16 protein-coding genes, 1 pseudogene and 2 riboswitches are annotated in these 18852 nt (G+C 70.1%); of the genes and pseudogenes, 3 read left to right on the forward strand and 14 right to left on the reverse strand.

The features are described 5' to 3' along the window. From DY245_RS44995 to DY245_RS39280, 5 genes and pseudogenes are all read right to left on the reverse strand, one after another. Positions 1-528: pseudogene (locus DY245_RS44995) on the reverse strand (hypothetical protein); the annotation flags it as partial. Continuing rightward, positions 525-1541: an AAA family ATPase gene (locus tag DY245_RS39265; protein ID WP_181924061.1), complete on the reverse strand. Its 1017-nt coding sequence runs from the start codon at positions 1539-1541 to the stop codon at positions 525-527. The gene DY245_RS39265 and the pseudogene DY245_RS44995, both read right to left, overlap by 4 nt. A 43-nt stretch (positions 1542-1584) precedes the next feature. Next, positions 1585-3762, reverse strand: coding sequence for a VMAP-C domain-containing protein (locus DY245_RS39270; RefSeq protein WP_128511887.1), 2178 nt, complete (start codon positions 3760-3762; stop codon positions 1585-1587). Further along, entirely contained in the window at positions 3759-4190 is a 432-nt protein-coding gene (locus tag DY245_RS39275) for a CU044_2847 family protein (protein ID WP_128511888.1), read from the reverse strand. The genes DY245_RS39270 and DY245_RS39275 overlap by 4 nt, the downstream gene beginning before the upstream one ends. Before the next feature lie 119 nt (positions 4191-4309). After that, positions 4310-5158: a thioesterase family protein gene (locus DY245_RS39280; RefSeq protein ID WP_128511889.1), complete on the reverse strand. Its 849-nt coding sequence runs from the start codon at positions 5156-5158 to the stop codon at positions 4310-4312. 95 nt (positions 5159-5253) lie between these two features. Here DY245_RS39280 and DY245_RS39285 point away from each other — a divergent pair, with 95 nt between their 5' ends. After that, positions 5254-5889, forward strand: coding sequence for a trimeric intracellular cation channel family protein (locus DY245_RS39285; protein WP_128511890.1), 636 nt, complete (start codon positions 5254-5256; stop codon positions 5887-5889). A 41-nt stretch (positions 5890-5930) separates the two neighbouring features. On the opposite strand, the gene DY245_RS39290 is transcribed toward DY245_RS39285, so the two are convergent. From DY245_RS39290 to DY245_RS39330, 9 genes are all read right to left on the reverse strand, one after another. Next, complete coding sequence (locus DY245_RS39290) at positions 5931-7340, reverse strand: M1 family metallopeptidase (protein WP_128511891.1); 1410 nt, start codon at positions 7338-7340, stop codon at positions 5931-5933. 109 nt (positions 7341-7449) lie between these two features. After that, the gene (locus tag DY245_RS39295; protein ID WP_128511892.1) at positions 7450-8586 is read right to left on the reverse strand and encodes an ABC transporter ATP-binding protein; all 1137 of its coding nucleotides are present in this window, start codon (positions 8584-8586) and stop codon (positions 7450-7452) included. Next, positions 8583-9689 carry an ABC transporter ATP-binding protein gene (locus tag DY245_RS39300; RefSeq protein WP_128511893.1) on the reverse strand — a complete coding sequence of 369 codons (1107 nt, stop codon included), beginning with the start codon at positions 9687-9689 and terminating at the stop codon, positions 8583-8585. The genes DY245_RS39295 and DY245_RS39300 overlap by 4 nt, the downstream gene beginning before the upstream one ends. After that, positions 9686-10696 (reverse strand): ABC transporter permease, encoded by a 1011-nt coding sequence (locus DY245_RS39305; RefSeq protein ID WP_128511894.1) that lies wholly within the window; start codon positions 10694-10696, stop codon positions 9686-9688. The genes DY245_RS39300 and DY245_RS39305 overlap by 4 nt, the downstream gene beginning before the upstream one ends. 78 nt (positions 10697-10774) lie before the next feature. Further along, complete coding sequence (locus tag DY245_RS39310; protein WP_128511895.1) at positions 10775-12526, reverse strand: ABC transporter substrate-binding protein; 1752 nt, start codon at positions 12524-12526, stop codon at positions 10775-10777. Positions 12527-12637: 111 nt separating this feature from the next. Beyond that, entirely contained in the window at positions 12638-13636 is a 999-nt protein-coding gene (locus DY245_RS39315) for an ABC transporter permease (protein ID WP_128511896.1), read from the reverse strand. Positions 13637-14041: 405 nt separating this feature from the next. Then, positions 14042-14839, reverse strand: coding sequence for an enhanced serine sensitivity protein SseB C-terminal domain-containing protein (locus DY245_RS39320; RefSeq protein WP_128511897.1), 798 nt, complete (start codon positions 14837-14839; stop codon positions 14042-14044). Positions 14840-14899: 60 nt separating this feature from the next. Continuing rightward, positions 14900-15700: an enhanced serine sensitivity protein SseB gene (locus tag DY245_RS39325; RefSeq protein WP_128511898.1), complete on the reverse strand. Its 801-nt coding sequence runs from the start codon at positions 15698-15700 to the stop codon at positions 14900-14902. A 125-nt stretch (positions 15701-15825) separates the two neighbouring features. Continuing rightward, positions 15826-16509, reverse strand: a complete 684-nt coding sequence (locus tag DY245_RS39330; RefSeq protein ID WP_128511899.1) for an AAA family ATPase — start codon at positions 16507-16509, stop codon at positions 15826-15828. A gap of 260 nt (positions 16510-16769) precedes the next feature. Further along, positions 16770-16865, forward strand: a riboswitch (glycine riboswitch). Further along, positions 16866-16983, forward strand: a riboswitch (glycine riboswitch). Positions 16984-17016: 33 nt separating this feature from the next. Between DY245_RS39330 and gcvT the strand changes: the two genes are divergently transcribed. Both gcvT and gcvH read left to right on the forward strand, forming a co-directional pair. Beyond that, a complete protein-coding gene (gcvT, locus tag DY245_RS39335; RefSeq protein ID WP_128511900.1) occupies positions 17017-18144 on the forward strand; it encodes a glycine cleavage system aminomethyltransferase GcvT in 1128 nt (375 codons plus the stop codon). 130 nt (positions 18145-18274) lie between these two features. Continuing rightward, the gene (gene gcvH, locus DY245_RS39340) at positions 18275-18652 is read left to right on the forward strand and encodes a glycine cleavage system protein GcvH (protein ID WP_128511901.1); all 378 of its coding nucleotides are present in this window, start codon (positions 18275-18277) and stop codon (positions 18650-18652) included. Positions 18653-18852: the final 200 nt, after the last annotated feature.

Below are 18852 nucleotides of genomic sequence, written 5' to 3' on the forward strand. Positions count from 1 at the left end.
CTGCTGGGCGTCGGGCAGCGCGCGCCCGCCGGGGACCCGCGCGGGCCGGACACGGTCGGCGCCCGCCTCGCCGCCCTGGCTGCCCATCGCGTAGAGGGCGCGACGGGGCGGGCCGGCGGGAGTCACGGGCTCAGGGTGATCGGTGAGGCGGGTGGAATCCTGCGGGTCGGTGGGGTCGGTGGGGTCGGTGGGGTCGGCGTGCTCCGTGCGATCGGAGCGATCGTCGGGCCCGGTGGGATCAGCGGGCCCGGTGGGATCAGCGGGATCAGCGGGATCGGTATGGCGTGCGGGATCGGTACCGTCCGGGCGCCCGGCCGACGCCGAGGCATCGGCGGACCCGGCACCGTCGCCCGCCTCGGCCGCACACTCCCCCGGTTCCGCCGCACCGCCCGGCTCACCCGTCTCACGCGGCTCGCCCGGCGCCCCACGCCCCTCCATCGCCCGCGCCAGCCACAGCACATCGAGGAGTTCTGTGGCCCCGAGGTCGTAGCCGGCGGCCGACATCGCCTGTCGTAGTGGTTCGATCATGGCGACATGGGCTCGTCGAGGCGGTGCAGCACGGCGGCGAGCAGCTCTTCCTTGCTGAGATCGGCGCCGCTGATCCGCAGATGGACGGCGGCCAGCAGCTGATCCGTGGCGAGCGTCTGGGTCTTCGAGCGCTGGTGGAAGACCTCGATGAGGTCCTCGGCGGCGGCGACCGCGCGCTCGCCCAGGTTGTGTTCGATGATCTTCCGCAGCCGGTCGCCGGTCGGCTCCGGCAGATCCAGCCGTACGCAGCGGCGCATGAACGCGGGCGGGAAGTCGCGTTCGCCGTTGCTGGTCATGACGACGATCGGGAAGTGGGCGCAGCGGACCACCCCGCGGTGGACCGTCACCCGCTCCCGGCTTCCGCTCAGCAGCACCTGGACCTCCTGCTGGTGCTCGGGCAGCCGGGCCAGCTCCGGGATCTCGAACTCGCCCTCCTCCAGGACGACCAGCAGGTCGTTGGGCAGGTCGATATCGGCCTTGTCGAGTTCGTCGACGAGCAGGACCCGGGGCCGGTCGGCGGCCAGTGCGCTGCCGAGCGGGCCCAGGCGCAGGTACTGGCCGATGTCACCGGCCGACGTCGTACGCCGGGCCCTGGGGCGGCGGGCGGAGCCGCGCGGCGCCGTCTCGCGCTCGCGGCGCAGCGAGGCCTCCCGCAGCCGGCCCACGGCGTCGTAGCGGTAGAGGGCGTCCTGGAGCGTGGAGCGGCTGTTGACCGCCCAGCGCAGTACGTCGCCCAGGCCCAGCTCCTCGGCGACGGCGCGGGCCAGCGAGCTCTTGCCGGCGCCGGGGCGGCCGGTGACCAGCAGCGGGCGGTGCAGATGCAGCGCGGCGTTGACGACGGAGATCTCGTTGCGCTCCAGGAGGTACGGCGCGCGGGGCGCCGTGCCGCGGGTGGCCGGAAAGCGTCGCCAGGGCGGTGGGGCGGGCAGGTCCGACGGGCCGCGGAAGACCCACCAGCCCTCCGGCTCCGCCACCGGGTCGTCATGTGCGCCTGCTGCGCTCTGTCCGGTCACCGCACGTTCTCCTCGTTCATTGCTGCGTCCCCCACGCAGGCGTTCATGGTTGCGTCAACACCCAGGCATCAGGGGCGAGTTGCGGGGGCCGGTGGTCCGGCGCGTCGTACAGCAGGGACAGCCGCCTGCCGTGGTGGGTGTCGCTCTCCGGCTCGGCCATCGCCTTGGCCCGCTCCAGGCGCACCACCTCGGGGACCTCGGCGTGGTCCGTGCCGTCCACCAGGGCCAGCAGGTCCTGGGCGATGTGTTCGCCGTGTTCGGCGCGGTGCCACAGGACCGTGTGCACGCCCGCCTGGACGCACTGCCGCAACAGCGTTCCGTGGTGGTGCGGTTCGCAGCACACGATCACCGTGCCGGCGTCGCGGTGCACTTCCAGCTGCGCGCGGGCGACCTTGCGGTCGGTGTGCCGGTGGTCCAGGACCAGCCGCTTGGCGTGCGGCAGGGCCGCGGTGCGCTGTTTCCAGCCGGCGTAGCTCTCCCGGGAGCGTTCCGTGGTGCGCACCACCACCCGGCGGGTGATGCCCGGCGCGAACGGCCCGTCCTCGTCACTGTCGGGCGACTCCCAGGAGTCCACGTCCAGGCCGAGCCAGGCGGACGGCAGGAAGTACTCCACCAGGGCGGTCTCCGGGTCCTCCCTGACCTCGGTGCGCAGCACCCGGCGGATGTCGTCGACCACCTGCTCGCTGCCCGCCTCGGCGTCCCTGACCAGCGCGAGGCGGTGTGACTGACGGTCGGCGAAGGTCCAGATCTGGTAGGTGAAGCGGCGTCCGGTGGGGGTGGGCAGCAGCTCCACCTGGACGCGGGGAGCGGTGGCCGGCGCCTCGGGTCCGCCGCCCGGCCGGCCGGGGGCGCGCACCGGTGCCGCGGCCGCCTCGACGTCCGCGCGGAACTGGCTGACCGCCGCCTCGTCGACACCCGACCGGGCAGCCACCCGCTCGACCCAGGCATCCAGGTCCTCGGCGGGATAGGCACCGGCCGCCCGCTCCTCGACGCTGATCCGCACCACCCCTTGCAGCAGCGGCGGCACCGGCGCGCCGGTGGTGGAGCTGAAGCCCTCCAGGGCGTCCATGGCATCGGCCAGGCCGGTGACGGCGGGCAGTTCGGGGGCGTGCGGCAGTACGCGTTCCAGGAGGGTGCGGGGGTCGGTGCGGGTGCAGTGGGCCAACAGGCCGGAGAGGTCGCGGCGTTGGCGGGTGGTCAGATGCTCGCCGGGGCGGACCGTGCGGGCGGCGCGGCGGAGCCGTTCCCAGTCCTCGCGGGCTCCGTAGAGGCCGGGCCGGGCATGCGGGTCGTAGGGGTCGGCGAGGACCGGTGGCTCGTAGTCCCGTACCAGGTCGAGGAGTTCGGGGATACCGCGGCGGACGCCGACCGCCAGGCCGACGAGCCGTTCGAGGTCGGCCGCCGGGCCCGCCGAGGGCCTGCCGAGCCGGGCGGCGAGCCGCTGCTCGCAGGCCAGCACCGCCTCCCGGCCTTTCAGTACGCGTTCCAGTGCGGTGAGCAGCTGCTGCACCCCGCGCCGGGCGGTGGGCACCGCCGAGGGCGGAAGGCCGGGGAGTTCGGCCTCGACGGCCGGGACGCTGATGGCGTACATCGTCGTCGGCCGGTCCCCGGGGGCGGCCGGCTCGGGGGCCCGGTGCACGGCCACGACCAGGCCGACCACGGCCTGCCGCTCGCGGTCCCACAGCGGCCCGCCGCTGAAGCCCTCGGTGACCTGGGCGCCGCCGAGCACATCCAGCGCGATCCAGGGCGGCGCCGAGACCCGGGGCACCGCGCGGACCGTGGGCAGCGGATTGCCGCTGGCCCATAACGCGATGGTTTCGTTGGCGTAGCTGTGCTGGAGGAAGGGTGCCGGTTCGGCGCCGTCGGGCGGGGCGGCGGTCAGTTCGAGGACGGCGAGGTCACCGTGGTACGGCACCCGTCCGGGCTCGACCGGATCCCTCCCGGTCGCCTTGGCCCTGGGCGGCACCCACATCTCGCGCACCACCCGCGCGGTCAGATCCCGGCCGGCCGCGACATGGGGCAGCCGGAGCGTGACCGTGTCGTCGTGGCCGGGGGTGTCCTGGGTGAAACGTCCCCTGCCCAGCGCGCTGTTGACGACATGGGCGCAGGTCAGGACGAGCCGCTCGGCGACCAGCACGCCCGCGCCGACGGCCTGCCCGCCGTGGCGTACGGAGACGAAGGAGAGTTGGAGCGGGGTGTCCGGGCCTGCGCCTTCGATCACGGCGCCGCCCCGCCGGGTTCACCCGCGCCACTGCCGAGGTTCCAGGTGGCGGAGACCTTGAAGCTCGCCTCGCCGTTGCCGGAGAACACCCCGAGGCGCAGATCGGATCCGAGCGTGACGCCGAACTCCACGGTGACCTCGTCGGGGCGGTGGCTGCCGCTGGAGATCGAGCGGTGGATCTGGCCGAGTACGCCGCCGAGCGGACGCAGGGCTTCCTCCAGGACCTCCCCGCCGCGGGTCAGCGCTCGGGCCGCCCGGCGCTCCACGCTGACCGGCTGGGCGGACCCGAACGCGTCGGGCAGCTCCAGTTCGCCGTCGGCGGCCGGGGGTTGCTCCGGGGCCGCGCCAAAGTGCCCGTCGGCGACCGGCTCTTCGGCCCGCAGCCATACGACGGTCCCGTCATCCAACTTCAGTGCCACGTCCCCCATGGCGATCAGTCTGACACGAGCCGCACCGCCACCGCGCGCGGTTTCGCGTCACAGTCTCCGCTTGTGCACCCGGAACCACCTGCGAAAAGGACACCGGCAGCGGCGCCGGGGACGGTGGACTACCCCGCCTGTACCGCGCGCGCCAACTGCCGTGACTGGGCGACCAGACGGTCCTCGGCGTCCCACACCTCGGCGTCCTCCTCCAGGAAGCCGCCCGCCAGGTTGCGGGTGGTGATCGCGACCCGGAGCGGGCCGGGGGCCGGGCGGTGGCGGATGTGGGTGGTCAGTTCGACGGTGGGGACCCAGCCGGACAGGCCCATTTCGAAGGCGGTGGGCGGCAGCGCGTCGACGGTCAGCAGGAGGGAGAGCGGGTCGGGGTCGCGGCCGTCGGCGAGGCCGAACCAGCCGCGCATCTCGCCCTTGCCGGACGGGGCGCCGACGGCCCAGCCGGCGGTCGCCGGGTCCAGCCGGATGTTGAGCCGGTCGGCGATGGCCGTGCTGCCGGGGATGGCGGGGCGCTCGCCGGGGGCGCTGTCGGGGCCCAGGCAGAGTTCGTACGGCGGGATGGCGGGCGGCTTGGCGGTCGTGCGGACGTCGTCGGGCAGCGCGCCGAGGTCGCCGTACGTGGCGAGCACCCGCAGCCGCTCGACCTCGCTGCCGTCGTCCGCGAACTGGACGAGGCTGGCGGTGCCGGTGGACATCGCGCGGCCGGTGCGGACCACCTCGGTGCGGATCACGGCGGGGCCCGGCACGGAGGCGGTCAGATAGTGCGCGGTGACCGAGAGCGGGTCGGGGTGCGGGAGGGCGTCGCCCAGGGCGCGGCCCATCAGGGCGAGGAGGTAGCCGCCGTTGACGGCGCGGATGATCGTCCAGCCGGCGGAGAGATGGGCGTCGTAGACGCCGGGGGTGCGACGGGTGACCGCCGTGTCGCGGTCGAACTCGCTGTTGCCTATGGTCACCAGAGCCATGGGTTGCACGCTACACCGGATGGTTACCGACCGGTAGTGTCAGATTTAACGGCCTCGCGCGGAAGCCCTCCCTCCGGGCCTGCGATTATGGCGCCATGCTTCACGTCCTCTACCTGGCCGGCGTCGCGGCCTTCGCGGCGAGCGGGGTGCTGGCCGCCTACCGCGCCAACATGGACCCCTTCGGCGGACTGGTGCTCGCCTTCGCCGCCTCCATCTCCGGCGGCACACTGCGCGATCTCGTCCTCGACCGGCAGCCGCTGTACTGGACGCACGACTGGGTACTGCTCACCGTGATCATCTGTGTCGGCGTCGGCACCATGATCTATCTGCGGTTCTGGTCGCTGCCCCGCAAATCACTGCTGGTGGTCGATGCGGTCGGACTGTCCGTCGTCACGGTGATCGGCGCCCGCGCGGCCATCGACGCGGGCGCCACCCCGCTCGCCGTGATCATCCTGGCGGTGCTGACCGGTGTCGCCGGTGAGGTCATCCGCGATGTGCTGTGCGGGGAGTTCCCGCCGCTGCTGCTGCGCGAGGACGTGTACGCGATCGCCGCGCTGGCCGGCGGCTGCTGCTATCTGCTGCTGCACCACCTCGGCGTCGGGGCCACCCCCGCCGCGGCGGTCTCGGCGGGGGTGGTGTTCGCGCTGCGCATGGGTGCGGTCTACCTGGGGCTGCATCTGCCGCGGCCGCAGCAGCTGCGCAGCCGCGGCGGACAGCAGGACTCCGACTGACCCGTACGGGCCGGGATGCTTGACCCGTACGGGCCGGGGCCCTACTTCGCCGGCAGCGCCGGCTTGCTCTCCGTGTTCAGCCAGGAGTCGAAGAGATCGTCCAGCTGCTGTCCGGAGATCTTCTCGGCGAGCGCGATGAACTGGGAGGTCTCCGCGTTGCCGTAGCGGTGCGCGGAGGTCCAGGCCGGCAGCAGCTTGAAGAACGCCTTGTCGCCGATCCGCTCGCGCAGCGACTGGAGCGTCATCGCGCCCCGCTGGTAGACCGCCCTGGAGAACATGGTGTCCCGCTGCGGATCGGCGATCTTCTGCTTCCAGAAGCCGTCGTCGGCGGGGATGGCGTTGTAGGCCTTGCGGAAGGCGTCATGGGCGCTCTGGGTGCCGCGGTGCTCGTCCCACAGCCACTGCGCGTACGTGGCGAAGCCCTCGTTGAGCCAGATGTTCTTCCACTGCTTGACCGAGACCGAGTCGCCGAACCACTGGTGGGCCAGCTCGTGGACGATCGTCGACTCGCTGCGGACCGCCGAGTAGACGGGCTTGGACTGCACCTCCAACGAGAAGCCGGCCTGCGGCATGTCGTCGACGATCGCGCCGGTCTCCTCGAACGGGTACGGACCGAAGACCTTCGACCAGTAGTCGGTGGCCTCGGAGGTGATGCCGTAGACATCGACCTTGCCGGTGGGCAGGGTCGGGTCGGTGGCGACGTAGATGGGCGTACCGCCGGGCGTGGTGCCCGTACGGACGTCGAACTTCCCGATGGTGGCGGTGGCCAGGTACGTCGCCATCGGGCGCTTCTCGCGCCAGTGGGCGTAGGAGCGGCCGTGCGCCTCCCCCGAGCTGATGAGCCGGCCGTTGGAGACACCGGTCAGGCCCTTGGGGGCGTCGATGCGGATGTCGTAGGTGGCCTTGTCGGCGGGGTGGTCGCTGGAGGGGAACCACGTCGAGGCGGCGTTCGGCTCGCAGGCGACGAAGACGCCGTCCTTGGTCTTCATCCAGCCGTAGTCGGAGCCGAAGATGATCGGGCCGCCGAGCGGCTTGGGGACGCCGTGGTAAGTGACGGTGACGGTGAACTTCCCGCCGCTGCGCAGCCGGGAGTCGGGGCGTACGGATATCTCGTCGCCCGACCTGCTGAAGTGGGCCCGCCGGCCGTTCACCTTCACCGAGTCGACCGTCAGCTTCTGCAGATCGAGGTCGAAGACGGAGAGGTTCTGGGTGGCCCTGGCGGTGAGGGTGGTGCGGCCGTCGAGGCGGCCGCTGTCGGGGTGGTAGCTGACGCCGAGGTCGTAGTGCAGGGCGTCGTAGCCGCCGTTGCCCAGGTCGGGGAAGTAGGAGTCGCCGATGCCCGGGGCACCGGGACTTGCGCCGGGTGCGGCGGCGATGGTGGCGGCCGAGGCCACCGCGGTCGCCAGGGCGAGCCAGCGGGAGGTGCGACGCGCAGAACGGGAGAGTGCCATGAGCCATCCCTTCGGACACACGGATAAAGTCGAAAAAAGTTCGAACAACCGTGCTGACTCTGCACTCTCCCGTCCCGCTTTACCCAGGACTTTGCCAATTCCTCAGGTGTTACTTGTCGGTTGCTGCCTTACCGACCGGACCTTCGGTCGCCGCAGCGGCGGCCGGGGCCTGGTCCGGCGCGTTCTCCGGGTGGTGGCAGGCCACCTGATGGCCCGTCCGCAGCGCGACCAGCGGCGGCTCGGTGGTGGTGCACACCTCGGTCGCCTTCCAGCAGCGGGTACGGAACCGGCAGCCGGAGGGCGGGTTGATCGGCGAGGGCACATCGCCCTTGAGCAGGATCCGGTCGCGCTGGGTGCGCCGCTTGGGGTCGGGCACCGGCACCGCGGACAGCAGCGCCTTGGTGTACGGGTGCATCGGCGTCTCGTAGAGCCCCTTGCGGTCGCTCAACTCCACGATCTTGCCGAGGTACATGACCGCGATCCGGTCCGACACATGCCGGATGACCGAGAGGTCGTGGGCGATGATGACGTACGTCAGGCCCAGCTCCTCCTGGAGGTCGTCCATGAGGTTGACGACCTGCGCCTGGATGGAGACGTCGAGGGCCGAGACCGGCTCGTCGGCGACGACCAGCTTCGGCTTGAGCGCCAGCGCCCGGGCGATACCGATGCGCTGCCGCTGTCCGCCGGAGAACTCGTGCGGATAGCGGTTGTAGTGCTCCGGGCTCAGGCCCACCAGCTCCAGCAGCCGCTGCACCTCCTTCTTCACGCCGCCCTCGGGCTCGACGCCCTGGAGCCGGAAGGGGGTGGAGACGATCCCGCCGATGGTGTGCCGCGGGTTCAGCGAACCGTACGGGTCCTGGAAGATCATCTGGACGTCACGGCGCATCGGCCGCAGCTTCCCGGTGGACAGATGGGTGATGTCCTGGCCCTGGAACTCGATGGAGCCGCCGGTCGGCTCGTCGAGCCGGGTGATCAGCCGGCCCATGGTCGACTTGCCGCAGCCGGACTCGCCGACGACACCGAGCGTCTCGCCGGGCCGTACGTCGAAGTCGATGCCGTCGACCGCCTGCACCGCCCCGACCTGCCGCTTGAGCAGGCCCTTGGTGATCGGGAAGTGCCGGACCAGACCGCGGACCTTGAGCAGCGGCTCGGCGTCGGAGGAGGAGGACCCCTTGGAGGTCTCCGCGGACTCCGCCTCCTTCTGGAGCGGGATCTTCTTGTTCTGGTCGTCAGTCGTCTCGGTCACAGCTTCGGCGCAATCTCTTCGGTCCAGATACGCTCCCGCTCCTCCTGCGACATATGGCAGGCGGAGAAGTGCCCGCCGTCTGCCTCGCGCAGCTCGGGGCGGACCGTACGGGTGAGGTTGTCCTTGGGCACATCCGCGTACGGGCAGCGGGGGTTGAAGGCACAGCCGGACGGGACGTTGATCAGGCTGGGCGGGGAGCCCTTGACCGGGATCAGCCGCTCGGTCTGGTCGCGGTCGATGCGCGGCATGGAGCCGAGCAGCCCCCAGGTGTAGGGGTGCTGGGGCCGGTAGAAGACCTTGTCGGCCGGGCCGCGCTCGACGCACCGCCCGCCGTACATCACCAGCAGATCGTCCGCGAGCTCGGCGACCACACCGAGGTCGTGGGTGATGATGATGACCGCCGAGCCGAACTCCTTCTGCAGATCGCGGATCAGGTCCAGGATCTGCGCCTGGACGGTGACGTCCAGGGCGGTGGTCGGCTCGTCCGCGATCAGCAGCTCGGGGTTGTTGACCAGCGCCATCGCGATCATGGCGCGCTGGCGCATACCGCCGGAGAACTGGTGCGGATGGTCGTCCACACGCTTGTCGGGCTGCGGGATGCCGACCCGGTCGAGCATCTCGATCGCCCGCTTGCGCGCGGTCTTCTTGTCGACGTTGTTGTGGACGCGGTACGCCTCCACGATCTGCTGGCCGACCGTGTAGAAGGGGTGCAGCGCGGACAGCGGATCCTGGAAGATCATCGCCATCTCGCGACCGCGCAGCCGGCGCACCTCGTCCGGATCGGCGGAGACCAGCTCCTTGCCGTCCAGCCAGATTTCGCCGGACATGTTCACCTTGCTGCGCTGCTGGCGGGAGGCCCGGTGCAGCCCCATCACGGCGAGCGAGGTCACGGACTTGCCGGAGCCGGACTCGCCGACGATGCCGAGCGTCTTGCCCTTCTCCAGGCTGAAGGTCAGGCCGTCGACGGACTTCACCACGCCGTCGTCGCTGGGGAAGTGCACCTTCAGGTCCCGCACTTCGAGGAAGGCGGAGGGCGGCCGGGAGCCGGCCGCGGCCGGCTCGTCCACTGCCGTGGCGGTCTTGTCCTCGGAGGAGTCGGTCACGAGAGCCTCACCCGCGGGTCTACGGCGGCGTACAGAACGTCCACCACCAGGTTGCAAATGACGATGAAGAACGCGGCGAGCAGGGTGACGCCGAGAATGTTCGGCAGGTCGTTGGCGTTGATCGCCTCGACGGCGAAGGCACCGACTCCCTTGAGCGAGAAGACCTGTTCGGTGATCAGCGCACCGCCGAGCAGCAGGCCCAGGTCCATACCGAAGACCGTGATGATCGGGGTGAGCGCGGCCCGCAGACCGTGCCGTACGACCACCTTGCGCTCCTCCAGGCCCTTGGCGCGGGCCGTACGGATGTAGTCCTCGCTCAGCGTCTCCAGCATGCCCGCTCTGGTGAGCCGGGCATAGAGCGCGGAGTAGAGGAAGGCCAGCGTGACCCAGGGCAGGACCAGGGTCCGGGCCCACAGGAGCGGATCCTCCAGCAGCGGCACATAGTCGCTGCGTTCGAAGATCGGCCACTGGTAGGTGAACAGGGCCAGCGCCAGGGCGCCGGTGAAGAACATCGGGAGGGAGACACCGGCCAGCGCGACGCCCATCGCCATCCGGTCGAAGAACGAGCCGGGGCGCAGCGCGGACAGCACACCGGTGGCGACACCGGAGACGACCCAGAGCACGGCGGCACCGGCGGCCAGCGACAGCGTCACCGGGAGCCGGGACTGGATCTCGGGCCAGACCTCGATATGTGTCTTGAAGGAGTAACCGAAGCACGGCACATGGCACTTGGCCGCTTCCGGACCGAATTTGTAGTCGACACCGACGAAAATGCCCTTGAGGAATTCCCAGTACTGCTCGTACACGGGCTTGTCCAGGCCGAGATTCTTCTTCACCGCGGCAATGTCCGCGGGCGTGGGGGCCTTTCCGATGTACTGCTGGGCAAGCTGGTCGGTGCTCTGCCCGGCCAGCTTCGGCAGCAGGAAGAAGATGCCGAAAGTGACCGCGCTGACGATCAGCAGCAGGATCACTGCGCTGATCAACCTGCGGATGATGTACGAGAACACGGGGATGCGGCGTCGGCGCCGCGAGCCGGCCTGAGCCGGCCCGCGGACACCAATGCCTTCACCTGCCTTCCAGGGCTGCTACTTCTTGACGCCGATGTTGAGGTAGTCGTACTGACCGCTGAAGGCCGAGGTGGACACCAGGTTGGTGGCCTTGGGCGAGCGGTACATCAGGACCTTGAAGTAGGTGAGCGGGACCAGCGCCGCCTGCTCCATCGTCTTCTTGTCGATCTCGGCGTACGCCTTCTCGCGGGCCGCCTTGTCGGTGTTGGCGATGGCGCTCTCGAGCAGCTTGTTGATCTCCGGGTCGTCCAGCTCCGAGAGGTTGGTGTTACCGGACTGGCTGATCGCCTTGCCGTTGAGGATCTGCTGGAGGTAGCCGTAGCCGGTGGGGAAGTCCGAGCCCCACTGCATCATGATCAGGCCGACGTTGTTCTTCTTGTTGAACTTCGGCACACCGGCGTAGTCCGAGAAGTACTTGCTGGTGGGGTACGACTGGATCTTGGCGGTGACGCCGATCTTCTTGAGCGAGTCGATGACCGAGGTGGCCGCGTCGACCTCGTCCTGGCGGTCGTTGCGGGCCAGGATCGTGGTCGAGATCTTGCCGGCGCCGCACTTGTCCCAGTGCTTCTTGGCCTCGGTCAGGTCCAGCTTGTCACCGTCGTACTTCTGCGGGTACAGGTCGTACTTCTGGTAGCCGTCGATGTCGGTCGGCAGGACCGTGGAGGCCAGCTCGCCGCGTATCGGGCCGCCGAGCGAGGTCTGCACGGCCTTCTTGTCGATCGCGTACTCGACGGCCTTGCGGCACTCGATGTTGTCGAACGGCTTCACCTTGGTGTTGAGCGCCGTGTAGACCAGACGCTGACCGAGCGCGTTGTCGGTGTTGGCCTTCTCCTTGGAGTTCGTCAGGAGCTGGGCCTGCGTCTGGCCGTCGACACCGCGGCCGGCCAGGTCGACCAGGGTGTTGCCGGACTGGAGGTCCTTGTCGATGGTCGACTGGGCGACCTTCAGCTTGAGGACGATCTTGTCGGGCAGCTGCTTGCGCAGCGGGTCGGTCTTCGCGGACCACTGCGGGTTGCGGACGAGGGTGAGCTGCTTGCCCTCCTCGTAGCTCTCGAACTTGTACGAGCCGGTGGACAGCACGGACTTGGTGTAGTCCGCGCCCTTGTCCTTGGCCTGCGGGACCGGGGCGGTCTGCGGGGCGCTGACCAGGTAGTCGAACTCGGCGAACGGCTTCTTCAGGTGGAAGACGATCGTCTGGTCGTCAGGGGTCTCGATGGACTTCAGGCCGGCCTTGCTCTTGTCCTTGTAGGGACCCTTGTAGCCGCCGTCGTTGTCCTTGAGGAACTGCTGGAAGTAGTTCGGACCCAGCGAGAGGGTGTCACGCGCGAAGTTGCTGCGCTCGACGGCGTACTTGACGTCCTGCGAGGTGACCGTGGAGCCGTCGTCGTACTTGATGCCCTTGCGGAGCTTGTACGTCCAGGTCTTGCCGCCGTCGCTGGGCTTGCCCATCGACTCGGCGAGGTCCGGGGTCAGCTGGTTGCCCTTGGCGCCGGGGCCCGGCTTGAAGGTGGTCAGCGGGCGCGCGTAGAGCCGGCTGAAGTTGTAGATGAAGGCGTAGTACGTGTTGCCCGGGTCGAACGACTCGGGGGCGTCGCTGATCGCGTAGGTGACCGTGCCGCCCTTCGCGTCCGAGGCGTTGACGATGCCCTTCGTGGCGGCGTTCGCCTCGCCCGAGCCCTCCGAGGAGCCCTTGCTCCCGCTGCAGCCGGCCAGCAAAAGGCCCGCACTGGTGATGGCCGCGACCGCCGCGACCGGAACTGACCTTCGCATGATGGTCGGTGTCCCCTTCGTTCGTCGAGAAATGTGAACCTTCGAAACATCAGAAACGTCGAAACGTCACAAACACAGTTGAGACATCTGGGCGGGCGCCCCGCACCGCCGTCAGCGGCTGCGCGGGTCCAGCGCGTCCCTCAGACCGTCACCGAGCAAGTTGAACGCGAGCACGGTGACGAAGATCGCGAGGCCGGGGACGATCATGTACTGAGGGTCGACCTCGTAGTACTTGACCGCCTGGTTGAGCATGCCGCCCCAGGACGCCTGAGGCGGCTGGATGCCGACGCCCAGGAAGCTCAGCGCCGCCTCGAAGAGGATGTTGGAGGGGATCAGCAGCGTCGAGTAGACGATGACCGGCCCCACCAGGTTGGGCAGCAGCTCCCGGAAGAGGATGAACGGGCCGCGCGCACCCATGCCGCGGGCGGCGTCCACGAATTCGCGCTCCCGCAGCGACAGCGTCTGCGCGCGCACGATCCGACCCATGTACGGCCAGTTGAAGAAGCCGATCACGAAGATCAGCACCGAGATGTGCAGCGGCAGGCCCTCCAGACCGAAGGCCCCGCCCTGCAGCGACGCGGAGATCGCGATGGCGAACAGCAGCAGCGGGAAGGCCAGGAAGACATCCATCATCCGGCTGATGAAGGCGTCCACGCGCCCGCGGTAGAAGCCGGCGACCACGCCGAGGACGGTGCCGATGGCGACCGACAGCAGGGTCGCGCCGAACGCCACGATCAGCGACACCCAGGAGCCCTCCAGGATCCGGGCGAGCAGATCGCGGCCGAACTTCGGGTCCACGCCCAGCGGGTGATCCCCGCTCATACCGCCGAAGTCGCCCTTGGGGAGCGTGGTGTTGGGGTCGATCAGCGACTGATTGGGACTGTTCGGGTCCAGGCCCAGCAAGGCCTGGAGGGGGCGGGAGAGCGCGGCGACGGCGACGAGCAGGATGACAACGATGGCACCCGCCACCGCAACCTTGTCCCGCCGGAAGCGCAGCCATGCGATCTGCCCGAGCGAGCGCCCCTCGATGCGCTTGCCCTCCACGCCTTTCAGCACCGCTTCCGGCTGCGCCTCAGCAGCCGCCCCGGTGGTCTCGATCGGTGCGGTCACGGTGCTTTTGACCCCTCTCGGCCGACGATGGCCGGCCCATGCCCGCCGCGGTAGCGGCCTGATTCACATCACTGGTGCAAGTCCTGGGGGCATCGCGGGAGTTCGCTCGGTCGAAGTCGGAAGGCTCGCGCGACGCCGTACGGGATGACGCTCGTACAAAGGACCGAGGCCCTCTGTTTCGGGAGTCTTCATCCCACTCGCGATCACTCACCAGTCCTGAAGGTGAATGGATGCGTAACTGTGATGTGGTCCACGGCTTTCCGTTATACGGACAGCAGTTCGGGCTGAGCGGAGCGAACGCCGGCGGGAGAGGGCCTCAACCGCCGGGCGTACTGGGCGAATTCACCCCAAGATCGACGCCGGAGCCGCGCCGGAGCGGCACGGTCGGGAGTCGGAGACAGACTGTCAGTAAGGGCGCGGGTAGCCGTAGCCGTACGAGGGCGCGGGCGCGATCGCCGGCGGCTGGGCGTAGCCGTCGCGGTCGAAGAAGGGACGGGCGGAGGCCCGCATCCACATCCCGACCGGGTCGTACTCGTCGTTCATCGCGACCGTGGAGACCGGCAAACCGTCCGGAACTGCACCGATCGACTGCTGGATCATCAACCGCACCGAATCCACCGCTTGTTGGCCGGTGTCGTACAGATCCAGCCCGATCGCCAGATAAGGGGCGCCCAGCGCGGGCTGCACCCAGGCCCGGCGCAACGACCGTACGGCGGGCGTGCGGTGGGCGTTCTGGGCGAGCAGGGCGTAGAACTGCGGGATGTCGATGACCGGTTCCGAGATCCGCAGCGGTCCGGCGGGCAGCCGGTCGAGGCCGCCGGCGATACGGCGCAGATCCAGCCAGGGGATGCCGACACCGCCGCCGGGAGCGTGCGGATTCAGCCACAGGCCCCAGCGGTCGGGGAAGAGCGAGGCGGCGATCTCGACGCCGGTGACGACTTCGTGGTCGCGGTTCCAGCCGGAGGCGGCGAGTTCGGGCGCCGAGGTCACACACGGCGCATAGCCGAGGCCGTCGACCTCCATGTTTCCGTACTGCGCATCGGGCATACCGGCCCGGCCGTGCCAGAGCAGCATCCAGACCTGGCCGGCGGCGAGTGCCTGCAGCAGCGCCTCATAGGCGTCGTAACGGCCGGGCGAGACCTGCTGTAGCAGCTGCTCCAGCTGTCCGGCCGCCGCCGGTCCCTGATGCGCACCCGCGCTCACGTGTCCGTCCCTTCTGTCAGCAGGGCACGTGTGGGTGCGCCCGCCCGTCATCCAACCAGCTTACGAGTGGTGCGGAGAGTAGAAGGGCCGCACACGCTCCAGCATCCAGTCCGCGACCGGGTCACCCTGGGCCAGATCGAGCATGACGAGCTGTACGGGCCAGGGCACCGGGACGGCGCCGAGCGCACGTCCGAGGGCTGCCAGGACCGTCTCGCGGGCGCTGCCGTCGTGCAGTGCGGCGGGGGGCGCCGCGACCTGAACACCGACGAACAGTGCGGGCGTGTCGCCCTCGACACTTGCCAGGGCACGTCGGGCACTCAGGACAATTCCGGCGCCGGAGAACTCCAGTCCGGCCGCGGCCAGAAAGTCCACCGGCTCTTCCTGCCAGTCCGGTTCGAAGAGCCGCACCCGGCCGCCGCTCGGCAGCGGACCCGATTCATGACGCCCCTCCCGGCACAATTCGGCCACCGCGGGCGGCGGCAGCGGAACGCCGATCATGCCGTCGGGGTTGACCGCGATACCGATCCGCGGCGGCAGACCGCGGGCGAACTCCCGGGCCGGGGCCACGGTGAAGGGCATGTGCGAGCCGACGACCCGCAGGAACTCCTGCTCGGAACTGAAGACCGGGACATAGGCCGCACCGTCGATCTCGACGGTGGGCAGATCGAGGCCGCGGGCGCCGGGCCCGGCGCTCTCCGGGCCGCCGCCGTTGGGCAGCGGCACCCACACCCGGCTGCGGCCCAGGACCTCGACGATCCGCCCGCCGGCGCCCGGATGCCCGACCGAAGCGCCCAGCACCTCTTCGAGCTCATTAGCCGGCCACGCCAGCTGCGGTATCCCCTGCTGCTCCGGAAAAGTCATCTGCACCCACCCGCTCCAAAACCGCGCCGTCTGGCCGAAGACACTAGACGAGAAAGCGCGAGGTGGAGCGTGCGGGGGCGGACCCGGGGACAGGTGCGCGCCGCTGACCGAAAACGGCCGTCTCCTCAGTCGAAAGTGACCGTCTCCAGTGCGGTCGCCGCCCGCCGGTCCAACAGGACCGCCGAGCCGAAGCCCTTGGGCAGACGGGTCGACTCCGCCGCGTCGACCAGTCGGGTCACCGCCCTGCGGTGCCGCGCGAAGGCGTACCCCGATACCCCGCGCCCCCGCGACTCCTGGCCGGACAGCGCCACCCGGGGCGGTACGTCGAGCAGCACCAGATGCAGCCCACGGCCGCCGCGCGCTGCCGACCGCGCGATCCAGCGGCGCACCCACGCCAGCGTCCCGCAGTCGTGCACCACCACGCTGTCGCCGGAGCGCAGCGCACGGCGCAGCGCCAGATAGTGGGCGGCCCGGACCAGCGGGCGGTACAGGCCGTAGGGCAGCCGGCGCAGCCTGCCGTGCTCCCAGCGCTCGCGTACGTCCTGCGAATCGATGCGGTGCACCGCGGCGCCGTGCCCGTCCAGCGGTGGCACGAGGCGGTGCATCAGGGTGCTCTTGCCGCTGCCCGGCAGGCCGGAGACCACGACCAGGTCACCGGCCGGAAACCGCAGCTCGGTGGTGGCGGACCCGGTCTCCTCGGCGCGCAGGTCCTCGACCTGGGCGCTGCGCCCCAGGCGGACGACGGACCGCGCCGGGCGCCGGGCCCGGGATCCGGCGGACGGCGCCACCGGCACGGCGTCCGGGGGCACGGCCCCCGCAGTGGCCGCGCATGCCGCTTCCCTGTGCACCGTGATCGCCCTCCCCGCCCGCTTCTGGTCCGGTTGGACTCCGTCCCTTACCCGCAGAGTGTCAAGAAAAGGTAATGCCCATCAAGGCGATTGTCCGATCCGCCCACGTCGTGGGCGGTGCGCCGACCGGGTCTCCTGTATCCGGCGATCCCGTGCAATGATGTGGCCGCCACGTGCACATCTCAGCTCACCTGTGCACCGCCAACTCCATACCGGCCGCTTGAATCCGCGCGGGAGAGTCCCCGGCCGCCACGGCGGGGCGCCGAAGGAGCAAGTCCTCCCTTGAATCTCTCAGGCCCCTATACCGCGCGGGCGAGGCAGATCTGAAAAGCGAGCCACTGCCCGGCCTACGGGGTGGCTCCACCCAAGGTGCAAACCGGGTCCGTTCGTGGGATCCCGGTGAACCTCTCAGGTTCCGATGACAGATGGGGAGAACGTCTTGTCACCCATGCCTGGGAGCCCAGAACCATGACTGATGCCCCCCGCCGCACCGCGCTGGATGCCACGCACCGCGCGCTCGGCGCGACCATGACCGACTTCGCCGGCTGGGACATGCCGCTGCGCTACAGCAGCGAGCGCGACGAACATGTCGCCGTCCGCACCCGCGCCGGTCTCTTCGACCTCTCCCACATGGGCGAGATCACCGTCACCGGCCCGCAGGCCGCCGACCTCCTCGACTATGCGCTGGTCGGCAACATCGGCGGCGTCAAGACCGGCCGCGCCCGCTACACCATGATCTGTGAGGCCGAGGGCGGCATCCTCGACGACCTGATCGTCTACCGCCTGGCCGACCAGGAGTACATGGTCGTCGCCAATGCCTCCAACGCCCAGGTGGTGCTGGACGCGCTGACCGCGCGCGCCGGCGGTTTCGATGCCGCGATCCGCGACGACCGGGACGCCTACGCACTGCTCGCGGTGCAGGGCCCGGAGTCCCCCGGCATCCTCAAGGCGCTCACGGACGCCGATCTGGACGGTCTGAAGTACTACGCGGGCCTGCCCGGCACGGTCGCCGGTGTCGACGCGCTGATCGCCCGTACCGGGTACACCGGCGAGGACGGCTTCGAGCTGTTCGTCCGGCCGGCGGACGCGGTCGCCCTCTGGGAGGCGCTGACCGAGGCCGGCAAGGACGTCGGTCTGATCCCCTGCGGCCTGTCCTGCCGCGACACGCTGCGCCTGGAGGCGGGCATGCCGCTGTACGGGCACGAGCTGACCACCGCGACCACCCCGTTCGACGCGGGCCTGGGCCGGGTCGTGAAGTTCGAGAAGACGACCAACGGCGGTGACTTCGTGGGCCGCGCCGCGCTGGCGGCGGCCGCCGAGCGCGCCGAGACCGACCCGCCGCGCAAGCTGGTCGGTCTGATCGCCCAGGGCCGCCGCGTCCCGCGCGCCGGATTCCCGGTCGTCGCGGCCGACGGCACGGTCATCGGCGAGGTCACGTCCGGCGCCCCCTCCCCCACGCTCGGCAAGCCGATCGCCATCGCCTACGTCGACGCGGCCTACGCCACACCGGGCACCGAGGGTGTCTGCGTGGACATCCGTGGAAGCCATGAGCCGTACGAGGTCACCGCGCTGCCGTTCTACAAGCGGCAGAAGTAGCGGTTCACCCACGGCAGGCCCGGCAGTGGCGCGCGCCCGCGCGTCTCACTGTGCAAGACCCTCCCCCAGACTTCGTCCGGGAGGGTGCCCCCATTCACGATCACACCGTCGCGTACAGGAGAATCGAGCCATGAGCAACCCCCAGCAGCTGCGCTACAGCAAGGAGCACGAGTGGCTGTCGGGCGCCGAGGACGGCGTCTCGACGGTCGGCATCACCGAGCACGCGGCCAACGCACTCGGCGACGTCGTCTACGTGCAGCTCCCGGAGGTCGGCGCCACGGTCGCGGCGGGCGAGACCTGCGGTGAGCTGGAGTCGACCAAGTCGGTCAGCGATCTCTACTCGCCCGTCGACGGCGAAATCGTCGAGATCAACGAGGATGTCGTCAACGACCCCTCGCTGGTGAACTCCGCCCCGTTCGAGGGCGGTTGGCTGTTCAAGCTGAAGATCAGCGGTGAGCCGGGCGAGCTGCTCTCGGCCGACGAGTACGCCGCCTTCATCACCGGCTGAGCCGTCCGGCAGGCCACCCCGCCATCCCGCCACCGCCCGAGTGGAAGCTCCCCCGGACTCCTTCCGGGGGACTCCCCTCGCGCCCCTGACTCCTCCAGGAAAGACTCATGTCGCTTCTGAACAGCTCCCTCCATGAGCTCGACCCCGATGTCGCCGCCGCCCTCGACGCCGAGCTGCACCGCCAGCAGTCCACCCTCGAA

It is taken from the genome of Streptomyces inhibens, from assembly GCF_003389455.1.
Classification (GTDB): domain Bacteria; phylum Actinomycetota; class Actinomycetes; order Streptomycetales; family Streptomycetaceae; genus Streptomyces; species Streptomyces inhibens.

Excerpts from the sequence above, each read along its gene's own strand:
- DY245_RS39275 (WP_128511888.1), bottom strand. The coding sequence starts at position 4,190 with ATGGGGGACGTGGCACTGAAGTTGGATGACGGGACCGTCGTATGGCTG.
- DY245_RS39280 (WP_128511889.1), bottom strand. The coding sequence starts at position 5,158 with ATGGCTCTGGTGACCATAGGCAACAGCGAGTTCGACCGCGACACGGCG.
- DY245_RS39285 (WP_128511890.1), top strand. The coding sequence starts at position 5,254 with ATGCTTCACGTCCTCTACCTGGCCGGCGTCGCGGCCTTCGCGGCGAGC.
- DY245_RS39290 (WP_128511891.1), bottom strand. The coding sequence starts at position 7,340 with ATGGCACTCTCCCGTTCTGCGCGTCGCACCTCCCGCTGGCTCGCCCTG.
- DY245_RS39310 (WP_128511895.1), bottom strand. The coding sequence starts at position 12,526 with ATGCGAAGGTCAGTTCCGGTCGCGGCGGTCGCGGCCATCACCAGTGCG.
- DY245_RS39325 (WP_128511898.1), bottom strand. The coding sequence starts at position 15,700 with ATGACTTTTCCGGAGCAGCAGGGGATACCGCAGCTGGCGTGGCCGGCT.
- gcvT (WP_128511900.1), top strand. The coding sequence starts at position 17,017 with ATGACTGATGCCCCCCGCCGCACCGCGCTGGATGCCACGCACCGCGCG.
- gcvH (WP_128511901.1), top strand. The coding sequence starts at position 18,275 with ATGAGCAACCCCCAGCAGCTGCGCTACAGCAAGGAGCACGAGTGGCTG.